Origin of the sequence: Pseudomonas fluorescens (assembly GCF_000967965.1) — a bacterium.
Taxonomy (GTDB): Bacteria; Pseudomonadota; Gammaproteobacteria; order Pseudomonadales; family Pseudomonadaceae; genus Aquipseudomonas; species Aquipseudomonas grandcourensis.
Genome location: NZ_LACC01000006.1, coordinates 1 through 18,507, shown reverse-complemented (window position 1 = coordinate 18,507; position 18,507 = coordinate 1). Strand labels below are relative to the sequence as shown.

Genomic DNA, 18,507 nt, shown 5'->3' with positions numbered 1-18,507 from the left:
CCTTATTGGCCGCGCTGGTACAGGGTTTTCTGATAACTGATGTAGCCACGCTGGCGCATCAGTTCACGACGCAGGCCCTGGTGGGCGATAAAGCGGTCACGGCCGTGCAGCCAGAACATGTTGTTGACCAGCACGAAGCTGCCGACCGGCACCGGTACCGACAGTTTCTGCGGGCTGCCTTCCAGCGATTCGCTCAGGGCGTTCAGCCAGATTCCTTCCTCGAAGTCTTTAGGCTGCACGAACTGGTCGATGTAGCGCATGGTCGGGCGACCTTCGGCGTCGTTGTCGAACACTGCGTGGAACACGTCTTCGCGCACGTTCTTGCTCGGTGGTGCGGTGAAGCGCATTTCACGGCGAGCCAGTGGGTGAGTGTAGTAGTGGTGCAGATCTTCCCAGTCATCCAGGTGCAGCAACAGGGAGTTGCCGCCTTCCATGTTCTGCTCGTCGATCTTCATCATCATCACGTAGTCGGTGCGCTCCTGGACGAAGGTGCCGTCGTTGTGCAGTTCCATGACCCGGTGTGGCTGACGCAGGTAGCTGTCGGAGTTGTCGCTGTTGAGTACCACAAAGCGAGCGTAGAACTGGCCGCTCATGGCATCGAAGTTGGAGCGACCGATCAGGTGGGCGACTGCAGAGGAGAACTTGACCATGTCATCGGCCTGGGACACGTCGTTCAATCCTTCAGGCGTGATCAACATGCCACCGGTGGCGCGGTCCAGGATGGTGTTGACCAGTACCGGGCGCAGGGTGCCTTCGCACAGCTCGTCAAGGATCTGGGCGACCCGGAAACGCAGGAACGACTTGTACTCCAGTGCCTGGACCGGCCACTCGGCCACTGCCTTGACGAACGCGTCGACGGTTTCCTTGGCGAATTTCAGCTCAAGCAGGCGCGGCGACTGGCTGGAAGGGGTAAGGGTGAAGCCCTTGCTCTGCGATGGCAGCGGCATCACAAGGTCCTGAATTTGAGTAAAGGCGTTCATGGCAACTCCCGGGCGAAGGTAGTGATTGGCGCCTTCCAGCAGTGGTCTGGATCTGGCAGAAGAAAAATATCGCCATAAAACTAAAATGTCTACATTTTTATAATTGAGCGACAAAACATGAAATTGTCGAATGTTTTTCGTCTGATAGATGTTTGGGTATGATTGGGGTTTGGCAAGTTCTGGAGCAGCACCTTGGATAGCGTCACCCCCAGGCTCAACTCTGCATTCAGCGGGTATGAACGGCTCAAGCTGGACATCATCCGTGGCACATTCAAGCCCGGTGAAAAACTCCTCATGAGCGGGCTCAAGGAGCGCTATGACCTGGGTGTCGGCCCGCTGCGCGAAGCACTTTCGCAGTTGGTGGCAGAACACCTGGTGGTGGTCATCAGTCAGAAAGGCTACCGCGTAGCCCCCATGTCGCTGTCAGAGATGCAGGACATCTATGATGCTCGCGCCAATCTTGAAGCCATGATCGTGGGCCTGGCCATCGAGCGAGGTGATGACGCCTGGGAAGCCCAGATCCTGGCGCAGTCTCATACCTTGTCAAAGGTCATGGACGTGACAACCCGCGAGAAGGTGCTCGACGTTTGGGATGAGCGGCACAAGGCCTTCCACAGTGCCATCGCGGCGGGTTGCGGTTCCAGGCAATTACTTCAGGCGCGTACTTACCTGTTCGACCAGGCCGAGCGCTATCGTCACTTGTGGTTGACGCAAACGGTGTTCTCCGAAGAGGCCCTGGCGTTGAAACGCAAGGAACATGCCGCGCTGGTCGAAGCCATTCTGGCCCGCGACACCGTTCGAGCGACAACCATGATGCGCACCCATCTGATGACGCCAGTACCCATCATTGTCGAGGTAATGCAGCGCGACGAGTGGGCGAAGCTTTCCTGATAATGGGCAAACCAATACCACGAAAAAAAGCTTCCAGCTTCTGCACTACCTGCAGCATGGCGACATTAAGGCTAAGGGAGACGTCAGTTGCTTTGACGGCGACGACGTCGTGTTCACCGATGGATCGCGTGAGGAAATCGATCTGGTGCTATACGCCACGGGTTACAACATGAGTACCCCGTTCGTTCCCTAGTCATATTTTGATTGGCAAGGCGGTCGGCCAAGGTTGAATCTGACTGCCTTCAACCCGAAGCACCAAACGCTTTTTGGCGTTGGTTATCTGGAAACCAACTCCAGCGCTTACACCCTCTTTGACCGCGTATCACAGATGGTCGCGAACTACTTGTTCGATCAGATACACCGCCCCGGTCGATGACGTCCAGGCTGACCCCCAAAGCCTGCATCATGGTCGCACCGGTACGGCGCAGGTCATGCCGTCCAGTCGCCGTTTTGGCCGTCGGCAAGGACCAGGGTATCGTCGTGACGCCGCCTGGAGAGGGCCTTGCGGTTTTTGAATCGGGCCTGATGATCGCCGATCTGTTTGCTGACTACCTTCACGTCCACATGCCGATCATCCTGCTTGTTCGGAAAGCACCACTGCGAATGTCCCGTCAGGATTTTGAGTTCCTGAAAGAAATGCAGGGCGAAGGGGGAGAGTAAGACATGGTGGTCCTGTTTCTTGCCCCGGGAGCCTTTGACGTTTTCACTTGGGAGGAACCAGGTTTGCCGGTCAAGATCGACATTTTTCCATTCGGCCTGCAGCAACTCGCCAATCCGGCACAGGGTGCCCAGACTGATCCAGAGCGCGAGTTGAGTCTCCTTCTTTAATGGACGAATACCCTCGTACTTTTGACCAGCGGGGAGGGCGTTGTAATCGGTGGTCATTTGCTGGAAGCGGTTGTGCATTTCCAACAGCTCAGCCGGGGAAAGGATGCGGCTTCCTTTCGCTTCGTAGTCGGCAGGGATCAGGGGGGCGATATCGACCAGTTCCGTTGGATCGCCCTCGACCAATAAAGCCCGCCAAGGCTGTAATACCGTTCATTTAAGAGATAGAGCGAGCAATAAGTAACCTGTGGCGAGGGAGCTTGCTCCCGCTGGACTGCGCAGCAGTCCCATTTTAGGGCCGCTTCGCGCCCCAGCGGGAGCAAGCTCCCTCGCCACAGATACAGTGTTCGTCCTTAAGTGAACAGCATTACGCCAAGGCTGGCGTTTTCTGGCCCAGTTGAACATCTGGGTGAGGTCGGCGAGGAAACTAATGGCTTGCCGGTGAGCGCCTCGGTTGACCACGGTGCGGATCTAGATGTTGATGCATTTCCCGCCCCCGTTGCTGCGCACCATTTATTCACACCGTATTCCTGCCGCGACGCGTCATCTGGTTCAAGTCTAAAGACAGCCCCGAGAGCCAGGTCTTCCAGCACCCTAAGATCCCAAATACTTTGACAATCACCCTGTCATCTGCAACGATAATTTCGTCAGTGTACTGATTTAATTTGACGCATTGGCATTTCGTGAAAAGCACGTGATGTAGCTGGGCACGCTCCGCCTCCAGAGTCGATTGATGGATAAGTCCGGTCGGGTTAAATGATCAGTATACTGATCTTATGGCTGCCGAGAGGCGAAGCGAAGCAACAGTGAGTTCTGAACCTTCTGACAGGGCCTTACGATGACAAGCACTAAACCCCGAAAGATAACTTTCGAAGAGCATTTCATGACCCCAGGCTTCGAGGGGTACTCCAAAAGCTTCATCCAACATATGAAACCTGAAATGCTCTCCAGGTTGAGCGCGCAGCTGAGCGATTTCGATGAGCTTCGACTGAGTGAAATGGATCGTTACGGCATCGATTTCAGCATCTTGTCGCAGACCGGTCCCGGGGTTCAAGGCGAGCAGGATTTCAAGCAGGCGTTGGCACAAGCCCAGCGCAGCAACGATTACCTGGCTCAACAGGTACAACGTCATCCTACGCGTTTTGGCGGTTTCGCCAGTTTGCCCATGCACGACCCGAAACTGGCAGCAGCCGAGCTCACCCGTGCCGTCAAGGACCTGGGGTTCAAGGGTGCATTGGTAAATGGTCATACCCAAGGCATGTATTACGACGATCGTTCTTATGACGAGTTCTGGGCGTGCATGCAGGCGCTTGGCGTACCTTTTTACCTGCATCCTGCAGACGCCTTTGTTTTCCCCCAAGTGTTCGACGGCCATCCGGAAATGCGTGGAGCGGCGTGGGGCTGGGGTGTTGAAACGGCCAGTCATGCCTTACGCCTGCTGTTCGGTGGGGTGTTCGATCGTTTTCCTGGCCTCAAGGTCATTCTGGGCCATATGGGCGAAGGCCTGCCATTTATCCCGTGGCGCCTCGACAATCGCTTCGCGGTTTACCCCCATGGCGTACATCTGGAGCGAGCGCCCTCTGAATACATCGGCAGCAATATCCTGATTACGACATCAGGGGTTTGCTCCCCGTCTGCCTTGAAATGTGCACTGGCGGAGTTGGGCACAGAAGCGGTGATGTTCTCCGTCGATTACCCCTATGAGTCTACGGCCGTTGCCGTCGAGTTCATCGATTCGGTTGATATTGAGGAAGAGGTGCGTGCCCAGATCTGTCATGGCAACGCCGAACACTTATTCAAGCTCTGAATCTGCCAACGCCACACTGACCACGTCAATCAGCCAATACCGAGACCTTAATCATGACCAAGCTCCTGCGCATCGGGCAAATCGTGCCCAGCTCCAACACCACCATGGAAACCGAAATCCCTGCGATGCTGGCCGCCCGCCAGTTGATCCGGCCTGAGCGCTTCACTTTTCACTCCAGTCGTATGCGCATGAAGCATGTGCGCAAGGAAGAGCTGGCGGCCATGGATGCTCAATCCGACCGCTGCGCCCTTGAGTTGTCCGATGCCCGTGTCGATGTCCTCGGCTACGCCTGCCTGGTGGCAATCATGTCCATGGGCAAGGGTTACCATCGCGAGTCTCAACAACGCTTGAGCAAAGTGACCCAGGATAACGATGCGCCGGCACCGGTGATTACCAGTGCCGGTGCCCTGGTGGACGCAATCAAAGTGCTCGGTGCCAAGCGCATCGCGTTGGTGGCGCCCTACATGCGGCCACTCACGGAACTGGTGGTCGACTATATCGAGCATGAAGGCATCGAAGTCAAAGTCTGGCACGCGCTGGAAATCCAGGACAACCTGGCGGTCGCTCGCCATGATCCGGCCAACCTTCCGGGCATCGTTGCCGATCTGGATCTGACGGGTGTGGATGCCATCGTGCTGTCGGCCTGTGTGCAAATGCCTTCGCTGAGCGCGGTGGCTACGGTCGAGGCACAAACCGGAAAGCCGGTGCTGACCGCAGCCATCGCCACGACCTACGCCATGCTCAAGGCGCTCAACCTCGAACCGATCGTTCCAGGCGCCGGTGCTCTACTGTCCGGTGCCTACTGAGGAAGTGTCATGAGCCAATTTCTATATGGCGCCAACATCCGCGCCAATGATATCCGTCAACATTACTTGCGCTTTGGCGGCGCCAGCGGTGAGCGGTCCACGCGTGACCCGGTCATCATCATTCCCGGTATTACCAGCCCGGCGGTGACCTGGGCTTTTGTCGCCGAGCGCTTCGGCCAGGCATTCGACACCTATGTGCTGGATGTGCGGGGGCGGGGCCTTTCCGAGTCCGGTGCGGATCTGGACTATAGCGTGGAGGCGCAGGCTGCTGATGTCAGCGCTTTCGCCGAAGCCATGGGTTTTTCCCGCTTCAGTTTGATCGGGCACTCCATGGGCGCGCGCATTGCCGCGCGGATGGCGCGCAAAGGTGGCGCTAGCCTGGCGCGCATGGTGTTGGTCGACCCACCTGTCTCGGGCCCTGGTCGACGCGCCTACCCGTCGCAGTTGCCGTGGTATGTCGACTCGATTCGCTTGTCTCAAGCCGGGATGAGCGCAGATGACATGCGCAGCTTCTGCCCGACCTGGACCGATGAGCAATTGTCACTGCGCGCCGAGTGGCTGCACACCTGTGACGAGCGCGCGATCAAAGCCAGCTTCGAGGCTTTTCATACCGAAGATTTCCATGCCGATCTACGCCACGTCAACTGCCCGGCACTGCTGATGGTTGCCGAGAGAGGTGGGGTGATACTGGATGAGGATATCGCTGAAATCCAGGGGTTGATGAGCAACCTGGCGGTCGTCCGGGTGGCCGATGCCGGTCATATGATCCCTTGGGACAACGAAGAGTATTTCTATCGGGCGTTCGACAATTTTCTGGGGGCTTCGCTGCCCTCAGTCAGTGGAGAATAAACATGGCTGTCAGCGATTATGATTTGATCGAAGCCTGGAAGCACGTGCTTACCCTCAGCGATCTGCAGCGCGGTCAGAGTGTAACCATCCTGACGGGGGCCGATACTCATCCGCAAACGTTGCGCACGGCTCAAGTGGCGTGTCAGGCCCTGGGGGCGATCGTCAATCGGCTGGATCTGCCACCGGTAAACGGGGAGAAGGCGCTTAGCCGGGATTCCCTGGCGTACCTGGGGGTCACTCCGTTGACTGGAAATGCGCCAGCGCTGGCGGCATTGAAAGCCAGCGATCTGGTGCTGGATCTGATGACGTTGCTGTTCTCACCCGAGCAACACGAAATTCTTGCCAGCGGTACTCGGATACTTTTGGCGGTGGAGCCGCCGGAAATCCTCGTGCGCCTGTTGCCTAGCGTTGCAGATCGACAACGGGTACTGGCGGCGGCGGCGCTGATAGAGCGCGCCAGTCAGATGCACGTTACCTCGGCGGCCGGTACTGCACTGACCTGTCCATTGGGTGAGTTTCCGGCGATCAGTGAATATGGCTTTGTCGATGCCCCCGGCCGCTGGGATCACTGGCCCAGCGGTTTCGTGCTGACCTGGCCCAACGAACTAGGCGCCAATGGGCGGATTGTGATCGATCGCGGCGATATCCTGCTGCCCCATAAGTCCTATGTGCAGGATCCGATTGAGCTGCAGGTTAAAAATGGCTACGTGACCAGCATTGAGGGTGGCGTGGAGGCTGCGTTGTTGCGCGACTACATGGAAGTGTTCAACGACCCTGAGGCTTATGCGCTGTCTCATATCGGCTGGGGCCTTCAACCCCGTGCACGCTGGTCGACCCTGGGCCTGCTCGATCGGGAGGCCCATATCGGGATGGATGCCCGTGCTTATGAAGGCAACTTCCTGTTCTCCATGGGCCCGAACAACGAAGCAGGCGGCAAGCGCACCACGGCTTGTCACATCGATATACCGCTGCGTAATTGCACAGTGCACCTGGATGATCGGGTGGTCGTCGACAAAGGCCGGGTAATGGACCGAGAGGACATGCAATGAGCGAAAAACTACACACCTACGAACGCCAGGGGTTTGGCACGCAGATGGAACTGCCAGGACCCTATGGGCTGTTGATCATTGATCTGGTTGAAGGCTTTGCCGACCCCGCGATCTTCGGTGGTGGCAATATTCCCGAGGCGATTGAGCGTACCCGGCCGCTATTGGCTTACGCGCGCGATAAAGGCTGGCCGGTAGCCCACAGCCGCATTGTCTTCGCCGATGATGGGGCCGACCGCAATGTATTTACGCTGAAAGTACCTTCAATGCTGACGTTGCTCGAACACGCGCATCGAAGTGCCATTGTGCCGTCGTTGACGCCGATCGAGGGCGAATTGGTGGTGCGCAAGACCCTGCCTTCAGCCTTTTTCGGTACGGATCTGGCCGCCTGGCTCAACTTTAATGGCGTGCGTACGCTGCTGGTGGCCGGGGCTGTCACCAGCGGTTGTGTACGCGCCAGTGTGGTCGACGCCATGAGCCATGGCTTTCGCCCGCTCGTGGTGTCTGATTGCGTCGGGGATCGGGCGCTGGAGCCCCATGAGGCCAACCTCTTCGACATGGCGCAAAAGTACGCGGCAGTGATGACGCTGGAGGAAGCGCTGGCGACAGTAGGCTGATCGAACTAGGGGGCTGTCATCTATCATTGCCACGTGCAAAACGACTTGATGACAGACCCTGCTAGCAACGTGACCGTGCCAAGAACCCCATGGTACGGTTATGCTTGCGTCATTTATGACAAGGAAATTTCATGACAGCCCCTGGTAGTACGACACCCGACTCTGAGCTGGACGATCCGGCCAAAGAGCTTCTTTGGGGGCGTCCGGGTTTTCTCGTTCGCCGCCTGCATCAGATCCATGTCGCATTGTTCTTCGAAGAATGCAAAGGGACGAACATTACCCCCGTTCAATATGCCATTCTCACGACCCTTTCGGTCATGCCCGGGTTGGATCAGACAGCGCTGGCCCAGGAGGTCGGTCTTGATCGGACCAATACCGCTGATGTGGTAAAGCGTCTCGAAACCAACGAATTGCTTTATCGCCAGCCGGATCCCCACGATCGGCGTACGCGCAACGTTTTTCTGACTGCGCAGGGTCGAGAGGTTGTGGCCGTCATGCATGAAAGCATGGCAAGGGCTCAGGAGCGAATGCTCCAGCCATTGCGTCCGGCGCAGAAGAAGCAGTTCATGGGTTTGCTGGCCATCCTGGTGGAATCCAACAACCAGTACAGTCGAACGGTATTGCGCGGGCTTTGATGGGTGGCTCGGGAACATGTAGGAGCGAGCTTGCTCCGGGCGGCGTTCCGACGATGGACGTTAACGATGACGAGGGCTGCCGGGATGAACGCGGTGCCCTCGAGTTTTTCGCGAGCAAGCTCGCTCCTACATTACAGTGGGTACACCAAGTCGTTGGCGATCAGAGTGCTGTCATAAATCACCTGACGCTCCAGCAGTAGCAGCTCGCCGTCGACTCGCTGGAAACGGTCGTGGTAGGTGCCGGCCATGTGAGTCGTTGTCGGGCCTTCCACCAGTGTCTGCAGCAGTATGAAGTTGGCCTGGGCGGTGATAATGCCGCTGCTTGATTCATCGATCACGCGGGTATTGCCCAGCAGGTGCAGGTGATAGCGTGGTGCGAACATTTGCGTGCGAGAGATGGCCACCGCGCGGTCATGCATCATGTTACGGCCCTCGGCGTAGATCAGGCCGACGGGCATGCCCATCTCGGCGTTTTCCCTTGACGTCACGCGATACAACGCATCGCTGGTGAAGAAATTCGGCCACTGCTCGACCAGGCCGTCGTCCAGCACGGCACAGTAGTCGGCATTGAAGGTCTCGATCTCCAGTCGCAGGCGCAGGGCCGTGGCCCGGTCAAGCCGGCAGGGGCGATAAAGGGGGTAGGGGCGGTTCAGTTCGTTGGCGAAGGCGTTCATTACAGCTCCATGATTTCGCGGTAGTGGCGGTAGAGGGCGCGGATCGCGGCTTCTGAAATAAGGGAGTTGGTGGTACCCACCTGACCGTGGTCAAGTTTGAGGATGTTGACGTCACTGCTGGAGCGGCGCAGCCCTTCCTGGACGTACTTCATCGCTTCATTATCTTCCAGGCCGAGGAATCCGGCAGGGCCCATCAGGTTGCCTTGGCGCAATCGATGGCGCGTCATCTCCTCGGTGTCGTCTTCATAGCCGAACATCGTCCATTGCATGATCATGCTGTTCGGGCCGTTAGGTACGATCTGCCGTACGCCCAGGGTGTTCATTTCCCGCTGCACGATCAGGTTCGGCCAGATGGTCTGCATGGTCACTGACCATGGCGAGTCGGATTCCTTGATGTAATCCAGGAAGCGCTCGTCGAGCAGGCGCATGCCCTCATGGTAGGAGCGCATTTCGGCCTTGTTGGCATCGCTGACGGCTGCGTATTTGTCTTCACTCTTGGCCGAGGCCATGGTGCCGTGACGGCCGTGAACCGGGTCGGCAATCATGGCGGACTTGTTGCCTGCCACCAACAGACCGAAGACCACCAGAAAGGAATGCAACAAGGTTGCGTGGTAAGGGTCTTTCAGGTTTTCGTGGTACATCTTCCAGTTGCAGGGCAACTCGTTGCGGTAGTAACCGAGTACTTTGAGTTTGCGGCCATCGAAAACCTTGCCCATATCTTCGATGATTTCCGGCGTCAGGTATTCTTCGATGGGTTCGACATCGGCGTGGTAGGAGGCAAAGACGACACCGTTCCAGGTGGTGACGTGGAGCTTTTTCAGGCCGTGGTCTTCGTTGCGAAAATCCTTGGGCATGCCGCCCTGTCGATTCACGCCACGCTTGAATGGCACGCCCTGCAGGTTGCCCTTGAGGTCGTAGGACCACTGATGGTACGGGCAGACAAACTCTTTGGCATTGCCTTGACTGTGTCGGCAGAACTCCGCACCACGGTGCGCGCAACGGTTCTCGAAGACATTGACCGAGCCGTCCTCTGCCCGTGCCACCACCACTGGGGTCGGGCCAACGAAGGAGCGCTTGTAGTCCCCGGTGTTGGGGAGCTCGGCTTCCAGTGCGACAAAGTTCCAAGTGCGGCCGTGGAAGATGCGTTCGACTTCACGATCATAGACGGCATGGCTGGTGTAGACCCAGTCGGGGATATAGTGAAGGTCATCGTTAGGCCACTTACAATCGGCCAGGGCCAGGTCCTTGTTGCCCCCGGTGCGGGCAATGACATCTTGCGAGTTATACATGGAGCGGCTCCTGAGCTGGGGCTGGATAGGTGGACTGGTTCGAGGTCTTGAATTGTTTTTCCAGCTGCCTGAGCGGCTGGTTGATGTCTGCCAGTGCCTCTGCAGAGCACGCGATGCCAGCCTCCATGAGGCTCTTGAGCGGGCGTAACTCGCCGCCTGCGTTGGCACACACCACATGCCTGAGTTGACCGTTGCGCAGGCCAAAGCTCACCCATTTCGGTGCCTCGGGAGTCGTGCTCAGGGTGCGTTGGACATAGGTCAGGTCTGGTTCGGGAAGCCCGAGCATCTGCAGGTTGCAATCGAATTGATCACTCCAGAACCAGGGCAGCGGGGTGGGGCTGTCGTCCTCTCCCAGCATGGCGGCCGCAGCGATGCGTGCCTGCTCGTTGGCGTACTGCCAGGACTCAAGGCGCATGGGTTGACCGCAGTGAGCGACCTTCTGGGTGGCACAGTCGCCCGCGGCATAAATGCCGCCGATGCTGGTGGCGCATTGGGGGTCTACGGCGATGCCACCGTCGTTAGCCATCTCCAGGCCAATGGCTTTGGCCAGTGTTGTCTCAGGTTGCATGCCAGCGGCGACCAGAATAGTGCTGGGTGTAATGTCGGTACCGTCGCTCAAGCGGTATACGCCTGGCTCGCCAGGGTGCTGCTGATCGATGCTGGTTGCCAGGCGCAAATCCACGCCGTAGTGACGCGCACGCGCCGCCAGCCAGATCGAGATTTCGCAGGGCAGTGCCCGTTTGAGCAAATGCTCCCCGGCTTCCAGTTGAGTCACCTCCATACCCAGAGAACGAGCGGTAGAGGCGACCTCCAGGCCAAGGAAGCCGGCGCCGACAATTAACAGTCGACCTTGAGACTCCTGGAGGGTCTGGCGGAGTTTGAAGGCGTCGTCGGCCGTTCTCAGATAATGGACATTGGCCATCGTTCGCGGGAATTTTTCCAGAATGCGCGGCTGTCCACCGGTCGCCAGCAGGCAGCGATCCCACTCGATCAAGGTACCATCGTCCAGCAAAGCCGTACGCTTGAGTGGGTCCAGTGACTGGACCGCGGTCCCCAAGTGCAGCTCGATTTCATGTTCGCGATAAAAGTCGGTTTTGTGCAGGCCGCTGACCGTTTGCGTGGACTCTGTCAGCACCGATTTGGACAAAGGGGGGCGCTCGTAGGGCGGATGAGACTCTCGGCCCACCAGCACAATCCGTCCACTGAAACCACGCTGGCGCAATGAGGCGGCGGCCATGGCGCCGCATTGACCGGCACCGACGATAAGAATGCGTTCAATGGTCATGGCGTTAACCCAGGTTCACGAGTACAGCGTCACCTTCGACCTTTACGGTGTAGGTTTTCAGGGATTCGGTGGCGGGCGCGCATTGGGCCGCGCCGGTGCGTACATCGAATGTCGCCTGATGCAGCGGGCATTCGATGCAGCCATCCTCCAGATAGCCCTCCGAGAGCAAGGCATGCTGGTGGGTGCAAATGTTGTCTGTTGCAAAAAACTCCCCATCGCAGCGATACAGCGCCAGGTGTGCTTCGGGTAGTTTGAAGGCCATTACCTGGTCGTCCTGAAGGACGTCCACCGTTGTTATTTTTATCCAGTTCATTAGGTTGTCCATTGTCAGTATGCCCACAAATAATATTCAGTGTACTGACTAATATGTCAAATGATTTGAGCCCCGGATCGACATCCTCATTGAGCCCGTGAACGGAAGAAACGCCCGTCTGTGAATTTTTAGCGGCTAGTCGTTGACGTGGCTGGGGGGATGATTATTATGTAAGTGTACTGATTAAATTCATACGTTAGCTGACGAAATTATAAAAACAGCCTTAAAGGACACTGATCATGCAGCTTCGCCGTTTCCTGAAAAATCTGGGTGCCGAGTGTCAGTGCCCCCGTCATTTCGTGGCGCATGCCGACCGGTTGAACATCGGAAACTCAGGGGGCCGTAAGGTATGAGCGAAGTGAACGAGTACCCTGCCAAATCGGGTCAGGGTGTGGGCGCCCGAGTGAGGCGCAAGGAAGATGAACGGCACCTGCACGGTCGCGGGAAGTTTGTTGCCGACTACCACATGCCAGGACTTCGGGAAGTGGCCTTTCTGCGCAGCCCTCTGGCCCATGCCCGGATCACCTCGATAGACGTACCGCCAGCCCTGAAGGGCCAGGCATTCGTGCGCGCAGACATGATCAGTGCCAGCGACATCGTTGCCGACTCGACGCTCCCTACTTATCAACCCTCTGTCCAGCCGCCGCTGGCCAGTGGCAAGGTGCGGTTTGTGGGCGAGCCCGTGGTAATGACCTGCGCGGCGACCCGTGCCGAGGCCGAAGACCTGGTGGAACAGGTGATGGTCGATTACGAAGACCTGCCCGTGTACGCCGACGCTGCCAGCAGCGTCGCTGCTACAGGTGACTTCATCCATGACGACTGGCACGACAACCGCTTCGTCACCTTGTATGCCGACAAGGCATTTACCGAGCGTGCGGCGGCGGCGAGCGTGACGGTCACGCGCCGAATGAAGCTGGCACGTCAATGCATGGTGCCGATGGAGGGCAAGGCGGTTCTGGCTTACTGGGATCACAGCCTGGATCAACTGGTGGTCGTCACTGCCACCCAGGTGCCGCACATGATTCGCACCATCCTGGCCCAGTGCCTGAAGCTGGATCAGGGGCAGGTGCGGGTCATCTCGCCGGATGTCGGCGGTGCCTTTGGCTACAAATGCGTGTTGCAGCAGGAAGAGCTATGTATCGCCTGGCTGGCCATGACCTTCAAGCAGCCGTTCCGTTTTATCGAAGATCGCCGGGAGCACCTCACGGCGGGGGCCAATAGTCGCGAGCATGAATATGTCATGACCGCTCATGCGGATGCCAAGGGGCGGGTGTTGGCGCTCGATGCCAAGATCGTCATCGATGGCGGTGCGTATTCGGTCTGGCCGTTCACTATCGGTCTGGAGCCGGGCCAGGCGGTTGGCAATTTGCCAGGCCCCTATGCCTTTCAGGGTTACCGCTGCGTCACCGAATGCGTGGCAACCAACAAACCAGGCTTTGTTCCTTACCGCGGGGTGGCTCGTACCGGTGTCTGCTTCGCCATGGAGCTGACCATGGATGCGGTGGCTCGAGCCGTCGGGCGCGATCCCCTGGACGTGCGCCTGGACAACCTGGTGCGTCCTGAGCAAATGCCCTTCATCAACGTCGCCAACAAGCATCTCGACAGTGGTGACTATCCGGCCAGCCTGCGCAAGGCTGCCGAGCTGATCGATGCGTCGGCGATTCGTGAGCGCCAGCGTCTGGGCGAAGCGGACGGTCGCCGCATCGGTCTTGGCTACGCAACCTACACCGAGCAGTCGGCCCACGGTACTTCGGTGTTCGCGACCTGGGGTACGCCTGTCATACCCGGCCACGAGCAGGCGACTGTGCGCATGACGCCGGATGGCGGTCTTGAAGTGCGGGTAGGCGTGCATTCCCACGGTCAGGGCATGGAAACAAGCTTCGCCCAGGTGGCCCACGAGGTACTGGGGATCGATATTGCAAGGATCAAAGTGCTGCATGGCGACACGGGACAGACACCGTTCTCTACCGGTACCTATGCGTCGCGGTCGATGGTTATGGCGGGAGGCGCCATCGCGCGCGCCTGTCGTGAGTTGTTACCGCGCCTGACCCATATAGGCGCTTTTTTGCTGGGGGTGCCCGATGCGCAGGTCAAGCTGCAGGGCGGCAGGGTGGTGTGTGATCAAGGCTCGGTGTCGCTGGATGACGTAGGGGCGGCCTGGTACATCAGGCCCCACACGCTACCGGCTGACGTTAACCCTGCCGGGCTGGAAGTCACCACGGGATTCAAGCCAGCCGTCGATACCGGTGCCTTTACTTACGCCACTCATGCGGTACTCGTTGCCGTCGACACCGACAGCGGTGAGGTCGAAATCCTTGACTACGTGGTGGTCGAGGATTGCGGCACGATGATCAACCCCATGTTGGTCGAGGGGCAGACCTATGGCGGGATCGCCCAGGGTATCGGCACGGCCATGTACGAAGAAACGCCTTATGACGTCAATGGTCAGCCATTGGCTTCGACGCTGGCGGACTACATCCTGCCAGGTCCAACCGAAGTACCCAGCTTGCGGATTCACCACATGGAGACGCCATCGCCTCATACCGAATTTGGCGCCAAAGGCATGGGGGAGGGTGGTGCTATCGCCCCGCCTGCCGCCATCTTCAATGCGGTCAATGATGCCCTCGCGGATCTTGGTGTTGAGGTCGCCGAAACCCCATTGACGCCGCGCCGCCTGCTACAGGCGCTGGCCAATGCCCGGGCAGCAAGCAACAAGCAGGAGGTGGCCGCATGAAAGCCGTTGCGTTCGATTATCTACGCCCCGCAACCCTGTCGGCCGGGCTGCAGGCATTGGCCGATCAGTCCGCGGGTATCGTCAAGGTCATGGGCGGCAGTCAGTCGCTGGGCCCCATGCTCAACCTGCGTCTGGCACGTCCGAACAAGGTGGTGGATGTCAGCGGGTTTACCGAGATGCAACAGGTGAGCGAGGACGGCGAGTGGCTGCTGGTCGGCGCAGCGATTACTCACTCGCAGATTGAAGATGGCGTGTTCGCCGCACTGCGTGGAACCTTGCTTGCCGAAGTGGCTCCTCAGATCGCCTACAGGGCTATTCGCAACCGCGGAACCCTCGGCGGCAGCCTGGCCCATGCAGACCCGGCGGCTGACTGGGTGTTGGTGGCTTTTACCCTGGGCGCCGAAGTGGAGTTGCGTAGTGTTCGCGCAAAACGTCGGTTGAGCATGGCCGAGTTCATGCTCGGTGCCTATACCACGGTGCTGGCTGAAGATGAGCTGATTACCGGGCTGCGCATTCCGCGTCTGGGGCCGCGTGCCACCTGGGCCTATCACAAACTTTGCCGAAAAACCGGCGAGTTCGCCGAAGCCAGTTGCGCGGCGGTGTTTGACCCGGACCGTGGCCTGGCCAGGATTGTCCTCGGCGCGCTGGATGGCCCACCTTCACTGCTTGGGGAGTTATCGGTGGCGGTCGCCCGACAGGGAGCTGCAGCACTTGAACCTGCCGCGTTGGCAAAAGCCGTGGCAAGCGTGACACCCGGTAAAGACGCAGTAGACCGACAACAAAGCCTCACCGCCTTGCGCCGGTGTCTCGATTCAATATTCAAGGAACCTCGGGTATGACTTCTGTACGTATCAACGTCAACGGTAATCTGCTCGAGCGTGAGGTCGCGCCGAGAATGCACCTGGGCGACTTCGTACGCGAAGAGGGTCGATTTACCGGCACTCACCTGGGTTGCGAACATGGCGTGTGTGGTGCTTGCACGGTATTGCTCGACGGCCAGCCGGTACGTTCGTGCACGACATTCGCGGTGGCCTGTGAAGGCCGGCAGGTGACAACTGTCGAGGGCTTTGAGCAAGACCCGGTGATGGCGCTCCTGCGTGAGGCGTTCTCCGAACATCATGCCTTGCAGTGTGGTTACTGCACGCCGGGTATGTTGACCACTGCCCGCGACATTGTGCTGCGCTTGCCCGAGGCCGATGAGCATCGGATTCGTGTCGAGCTGTCCGGCAACATCTGTCGTTGTACGGGCTACATGGGCATCGTCGAAGCCATTCGCAGCGTCCTTGCGCAGTTACGTGAACAGCCCGATCCAGTGATCGAGTCCGCCCGTGCACAGGCCCTGGCGGGCCATGGCGTTGCGATACCAACCAGTGGCGGGTCTTTCGCTTCTTTTACCGCCGAGCACAGCGCGCAGACACCTGCTGTCGAGCCTTCCACCAGCCCTGCGCCAGAACCCTCGAGCGAGCGTGCGCCTGCTGGAATCAAGGGCGGAACCCGGATGGATGGACGCTTCAGTGTCGGCTATCCGCCAGAACAGGTCTGGGCTTTCATGGCCGACCTGGAAGCGGTTGCCGGATGTCTTCCCGGTGCCAACCTGGAAGAAAACGACGGCGAGCGGGTCAAGGGCTTCATTGCCATCAAGTTCGGCCCGATGGCTGCCAAATTCGCCGGGGCGGCACGCTTGACGCGTAACGAGGAACAGCGTTCGGGCATGCTCAAGGGAGGAGGCCAAGACACCATCAGTCAATCGCGGGCCAATGGCGAGATTACCTACCGGGTGTTGTCCGATAACGCTTGGGCCACGCTGGTCGAAGTCGAAATGCTCTACTCGTTGCAAGGGCCTTTGGCGCAATTTTCGCGCTCGGGCCTGGTGAAGGACTTCGTGGCCCGGATGATTCTTGACTTCGGTCGCAACGTCGAACGACGTATGGATCCCAATGCCAAGCCATCGACGCAACCGGCCAAATTGAATGTCTTTGCCTTGGGGATGAGCATCATCTGGAATCGCATCAAAGGCTGGTTCGGCCGATGAACAATGCGACCCATGCTACGGTTTCGCAGGCGCGCGGCATGACCCGTGAAGAGCGCAAGGTCATTCTTGCCTCTTCCTTCGGGGCATTGCTTGAATGGTATGACTTCTACATTTATGCGGCGTTGGCCGGCTACTTCAGCGTGCTGTTTTTTCCTCCCGGAAACGCCACGACGGCGTTTCTCGCCAGCCTGGCAACCTTCGGTGCGGGCTTTCTGGTTCGCCCGTTGGGGGCTTTGCTGTTCGGGCAGATGGGTGACCGCCTGGGGCGTAAACGTACGTTCATGGTCACCATCATACTGATGGGGGTGGCCACCGTCGGCATCGGTTTGCTGCCGAGCTTTGAGCACATCGGTATCACCGCGACTATCTGCCTGGTGCTGTTGCGGTTGTTGCAAGGACTGGCCTTGGGGGGAGAAGTCGGCGGCGCGGTGACGTACGTTGCCGAGCATTCGCCCATGGCTCGTCGGGGGTTGTACACCAGCAGTCTGCAAATTACCGCAGGGGTTGGGTTGTTGCTGTCGCTGGCGGTGGTCTACAGCCTCAAGGGGTTTATCAATGAAGAGGATTTTCGCGCGTGGGGCTGGCGCTTGCCCTTTGTGTTGTCATTGGTGCTGTTGGCTATCTCGGTCTATGTGCGTGGCAAACTTGAGGAGTCGCCTACGTTCCAGCGCATGAAAGCCACTGGCCGTACTTCCCGCTCGCCGATCCGCGAGAGCTTCCTGCGCTGGAGTAACCTGCGCCTGGTGTTGATGCTGTTTTGTGTGGCCGCCGCACTGGGGGCGATTTTCGGCACCGGGCATTTCTACTCGATGTTCTTTCTCAATCGCACGCTCAAGTTGCCACTTGAGACCGTCCATTTGATTCTGGCCTGCGTGTTGTTATGCGCGACCCCGCTCTACCTGTTCTTTGGCTGGCTGTCTGATCGCTGGGGGCGCAAGCCTATTCTGGTGGCGGCTTGCCTGCTGGCAGCCCTGACCACTTATCCCATTTTCAAAGGCCTGACCCATTACGCCAATCCGGCCCTGGAGACCTTTCTGGAAACACCCATCAGTGTTGCTGCCGATGGCTGTGAGTTTCGCTTGTTCTCTGCACCCGTCAGCGCCTGCGATCGCACCCGCAGTTACCTGACCGATCAAGGGGTAGGTTATCGGGCTCAATCCGCCGAGGTCACCGGGACGGTCATCGTGACCATCGGCCAGCAACGGCTGGTAGACCCTGGCGCTGAGGATCTGCATCGGGCATTGGTGAGCGCTGGCTGGCCGGCGACCGCGGACCCGGCGCAGATCAACAGGCCGATGCTGTTCGTGTTGATGCTCTTGCTGGTGGTTTATCTGGCGATGATCTATGGGCCGATGGCGGCGTTCATGGTCGAGCTGTTTCCCGCGCGCATCCGCTATACCTCGCTCTCACTGCCGTTCCATCTGGGCGCGGGCTGGATTGGCGGCATGTTGCCATTTATCGTTTCGGCCCTGAACGTGGCCTATGGCGATCCTTACTTTGGCCTGTGGTTTCCCGTATCGATCATTGCATTCGGGTTGTGGGTGACGTTGGTTTTTGCACCGGAAACGCGGGGCCGATCCCTTGAAGACGATGGCGCAGCCATCCACTGAACATGACCTTGGAGAGTGGCAATGTCTGATTTGTACGCCTTGCTCGATGCAGTGGATCAAGCCAGCAGTGCAAAGATCGATGCTGTACTGGCTACGGTCGTCAAGGTCGAGGGC

General features: G+C 58.6%; 17 protein-coding genes and 1 pseudogene. 12 read left to right on the top strand and 6 right to left on the bottom strand.

The annotated features are described in order from the left end of the window. Positions 1-2 precede the first annotated feature (2 nt). Entirely contained in the window at positions 3-980 is a 978-nt protein-coding gene (gene glaH / locus VC35_RS04400; protein ID WP_046038008.1) for a glutarate dioxygenase GlaH, read from the bottom strand. A gap of 192 nt (positions 981-1,172) precedes the next feature. Between glaH and csiR the strand changes: the two genes are divergently transcribed. Next, the gene (csiR, locus tag VC35_RS04395) at positions 1,173-1,871 is read left to right on the top strand and encodes a DNA-binding transcriptional regulator CsiR (RefSeq protein WP_046038007.1); all 699 of its coding nucleotides are present in this window, start codon (positions 1,173-1,175) and stop codon (positions 1,869-1,871) included. Between the two features lie 40 nt (positions 1,872-1,911). Next, positions 1,912-2,064: a hypothetical protein gene (locus VC35_RS29870; protein ID WP_311132821.1), complete on the top strand. Its 153-nt coding sequence runs from the start codon at positions 1,912-1,914 to the stop codon at positions 2,062-2,064. A 172-nt stretch (positions 2,065-2,236) separates the two neighbouring features. On the opposite strand, the pseudogene VC35_RS04390 reads toward VC35_RS29870, so the two are convergent. After that, a pseudogene (locus tag VC35_RS04390) lies at positions 2,237-2,900 on the bottom strand (tyrosine-type recombinase/integrase); the annotation flags it as partial. Between the two features lie 679 nt (positions 2,901-3,579). On the opposite strand from VC35_RS04390, the gene VC35_RS04385 reads away from it, so the two are divergent. The 6 genes from VC35_RS04385 (at position 3,580) to VC35_RS04360 (ending at position 8,456) form a co-directional block, all read left to right on the top strand. Next, positions 3,580-4,503 (top strand): amidohydrolase family protein, encoded by a 924-nt coding sequence (locus VC35_RS04385; RefSeq protein WP_259674423.1) that lies wholly within the window; start codon positions 3,580-3,582, stop codon positions 4,501-4,503. A 53-nt stretch (positions 4,504-4,556) separates the two neighbouring features. Then, positions 4,557-5,309 carry a maleate cis-trans isomerase family protein gene (locus VC35_RS04380; RefSeq protein WP_046038003.1) on the top strand — a complete coding sequence of 251 codons (753 nt, stop codon included), beginning with the start codon at positions 4,557-4,559 and terminating at the stop codon, positions 5,307-5,309. 9 nt (positions 5,310-5,318) lie between these two features. Further along, on the top strand, positions 5,319-6,158 hold the full coding sequence (locus VC35_RS04375; RefSeq protein WP_046038002.1) for an alpha/beta fold hydrolase: 840 nt from the start codon (positions 5,319-5,321) through the stop codon (positions 6,156-6,158). A gap of 2 nt (positions 6,159-6,160) precedes the next feature. Continuing rightward, entirely contained in the window at positions 6,161-7,207 is a 1,047-nt protein-coding gene (locus VC35_RS04370; RefSeq protein WP_046038001.1) for a 2,5-dihydroxypyridine 5,6-dioxygenase NicX family protein, read from the top strand. Continuing rightward, positions 7,204-7,821 carry an N-carbamoylsarcosine amidohydrolase gene (locus tag VC35_RS04365; protein ID WP_046038000.1) on the top strand — a complete coding sequence of 206 codons (618 nt, stop codon included), beginning with the start codon at positions 7,204-7,206 and terminating at the stop codon, positions 7,819-7,821. The genes VC35_RS04370 and VC35_RS04365 overlap by 4 nt, the downstream gene beginning before the upstream one ends. 131 nt (positions 7,822-7,952) lie before the next feature. Continuing rightward, on the top strand, positions 7,953-8,456 hold the full coding sequence (locus VC35_RS04360) for a MarR family winged helix-turn-helix transcriptional regulator (RefSeq protein ID WP_046037999.1): 504 nt from the start codon (positions 7,953-7,955) through the stop codon (positions 8,454-8,456). Between the two features lie 131 nt (positions 8,457-8,587). Here the strand turns inward: VC35_RS04360 and VC35_RS04355 are convergent, their stop codons facing one another. Genes VC35_RS04355 through VC35_RS04340 form a run of 4 tightly spaced genes read right to left on the bottom strand, consistent with a single transcriptional unit; the run spans position 8,588 to position 12,017 of the window. Beyond that, on the bottom strand, positions 8,588-9,130 hold the full coding sequence (locus VC35_RS04355) for an aromatic-ring-hydroxylating dioxygenase subunit beta (protein WP_046037997.1): 543 nt from the start codon (positions 9,128-9,130) through the stop codon (positions 8,588-8,590). Beyond that, positions 9,130-10,419: an aromatic ring-hydroxylating dioxygenase subunit alpha gene (locus VC35_RS04350; protein WP_046037995.1), complete on the bottom strand. Its 1,290-nt coding sequence runs from the start codon at positions 10,417-10,419 to the stop codon at positions 9,130-9,132. The genes VC35_RS04355 and VC35_RS04350 overlap by 1 nt, the downstream gene beginning before the upstream one ends. Continuing rightward, entirely contained in the window at positions 10,412-11,704 is a 1,293-nt protein-coding gene (locus VC35_RS04345; RefSeq protein ID WP_046037993.1) for an NAD(P)/FAD-dependent oxidoreductase, read from the bottom strand. Before VC35_RS04345 ends, VC35_RS04350 begins: the two co-directional genes overlap by 8 nt. Before the next feature lie 4 nt (positions 11,705-11,708). Next, the gene (locus VC35_RS04340; protein ID WP_046037990.1) at positions 11,709-12,017 is read right to left on the bottom strand and encodes a non-heme iron oxygenase ferredoxin subunit; all 309 of its coding nucleotides are present in this window, start codon (positions 12,015-12,017) and stop codon (positions 11,709-11,711) included. A 349-nt stretch (positions 12,018-12,366) separates the two neighbouring features. On the opposite strand from VC35_RS04340, the gene VC35_RS04335 reads away from it, so the two are divergent. The 4 genes from VC35_RS04335 to VC35_RS04320 are packed head-to-tail and all read left to right on the top strand — an operon-like array spanning position 12,367 to position 18,393. After that, positions 12,367-14,751 (top strand): xanthine dehydrogenase family protein molybdopterin-binding subunit, encoded by a 2,385-nt coding sequence (locus tag VC35_RS04335; RefSeq protein ID WP_046037988.1) that lies wholly within the window; start codon positions 12,367-12,369, stop codon positions 14,749-14,751. Further along, complete coding sequence (locus VC35_RS04330) at positions 14,748-15,590, top strand: FAD binding domain-containing protein (protein ID WP_046037986.1); 843 nt, start codon at positions 14,748-14,750, stop codon at positions 15,588-15,590. The genes VC35_RS04335 and VC35_RS04330 overlap by 4 nt, the downstream gene beginning before the upstream one ends. Beyond that, positions 15,587-16,783, top strand: coding sequence for a xanthine dehydrogenase family Fe-S subunit (locus VC35_RS04325; protein WP_046037984.1), 1,197 nt, complete (start codon positions 15,587-15,589; stop codon positions 16,781-16,783). The genes VC35_RS04330 and VC35_RS04325 overlap by 4 nt, the downstream gene beginning before the upstream one ends. Then, the gene (locus tag VC35_RS04320; RefSeq protein ID WP_046037983.1) at positions 16,780-18,393 is read left to right on the top strand and encodes an MFS transporter; all 1,614 of its coding nucleotides are present in this window, start codon (positions 16,780-16,782) and stop codon (positions 18,391-18,393) included. The genes VC35_RS04325 and VC35_RS04320 overlap by 4 nt, the downstream gene beginning before the upstream one ends. The last annotated feature ends 114 nt before the right edge of the window (positions 18,394-18,507 follow it).

Excerpts from the sequence above, each read along its gene's own strand:
- glaH (WP_046038008.1), bottom strand. The coding sequence starts at position 980 with ATGAACGCCTTTACTCAAATTCAGGACCTTGTGATGCCGCTGCCATCG.
- VC35_RS04385 (WP_259674423.1), top strand. The coding sequence starts at position 3,580 with ATGACCCCAGGCTTCGAGGGGTACTCCAAAAGCTTCATCCAACATATG.
- VC35_RS04380 (WP_046038003.1), top strand. The coding sequence starts at position 4,557 with ATGACCAAGCTCCTGCGCATCGGGCAAATCGTGCCCAGCTCCAACACC.
- VC35_RS04375 (WP_046038002.1), top strand. The coding sequence starts at position 5,319 with ATGAGCCAATTTCTATATGGCGCCAACATCCGCGCCAATGATATCCGT.
- VC35_RS04370 (WP_046038001.1), top strand. The coding sequence starts at position 6,161 with ATGGCTGTCAGCGATTATGATTTGATCGAAGCCTGGAAGCACGTGCTT.
- VC35_RS04365 (WP_046038000.1), top strand. The coding sequence starts at position 7,204 with ATGAGCGAAAAACTACACACCTACGAACGCCAGGGGTTTGGCACGCAG.
- VC35_RS04360 (WP_046037999.1), top strand. The coding sequence starts at position 7,953 with ATGACAGCCCCTGGTAGTACGACACCCGACTCTGAGCTGGACGATCCG.
- VC35_RS04355 (WP_046037997.1), bottom strand. The coding sequence starts at position 9,130 with ATGAACGCCTTCGCCAACGAACTGAACCGCCCCTACCCCCTTTATCGC.
- VC35_RS04350 (WP_046037995.1), bottom strand. The coding sequence starts at position 10,419 with ATGTATAACTCGCAAGATGTCATTGCCCGCACCGGGGGCAACAAGGAC.
- VC35_RS04345 (WP_046037993.1), bottom strand. The coding sequence starts at position 11,704 with ATGACCATTGAACGCATTCTTATCGTCGGTGCCGGTCAATGCGGCGCC.
- VC35_RS04340 (WP_046037990.1), bottom strand. The coding sequence starts at position 12,017 with ATGAACTGGATAAAAATAACAACGGTGGACGTCCTTCAGGACGACCAG.
- VC35_RS04335 (WP_046037988.1), top strand. The coding sequence starts at position 12,367 with ATGAGCGAAGTGAACGAGTACCCTGCCAAATCGGGTCAGGGTGTGGGC.
- VC35_RS04330 (WP_046037986.1), top strand. The coding sequence starts at position 14,748 with ATGAAAGCCGTTGCGTTCGATTATCTACGCCCCGCAACCCTGTCGGCC.
- VC35_RS04325 (WP_046037984.1), top strand. The coding sequence starts at position 15,587 with ATGACTTCTGTACGTATCAACGTCAACGGTAATCTGCTCGAGCGTGAG.
- VC35_RS04320 (WP_046037983.1), top strand. The coding sequence starts at position 16,780 with ATGAACAATGCGACCCATGCTACGGTTTCGCAGGCGCGCGGCATGACC.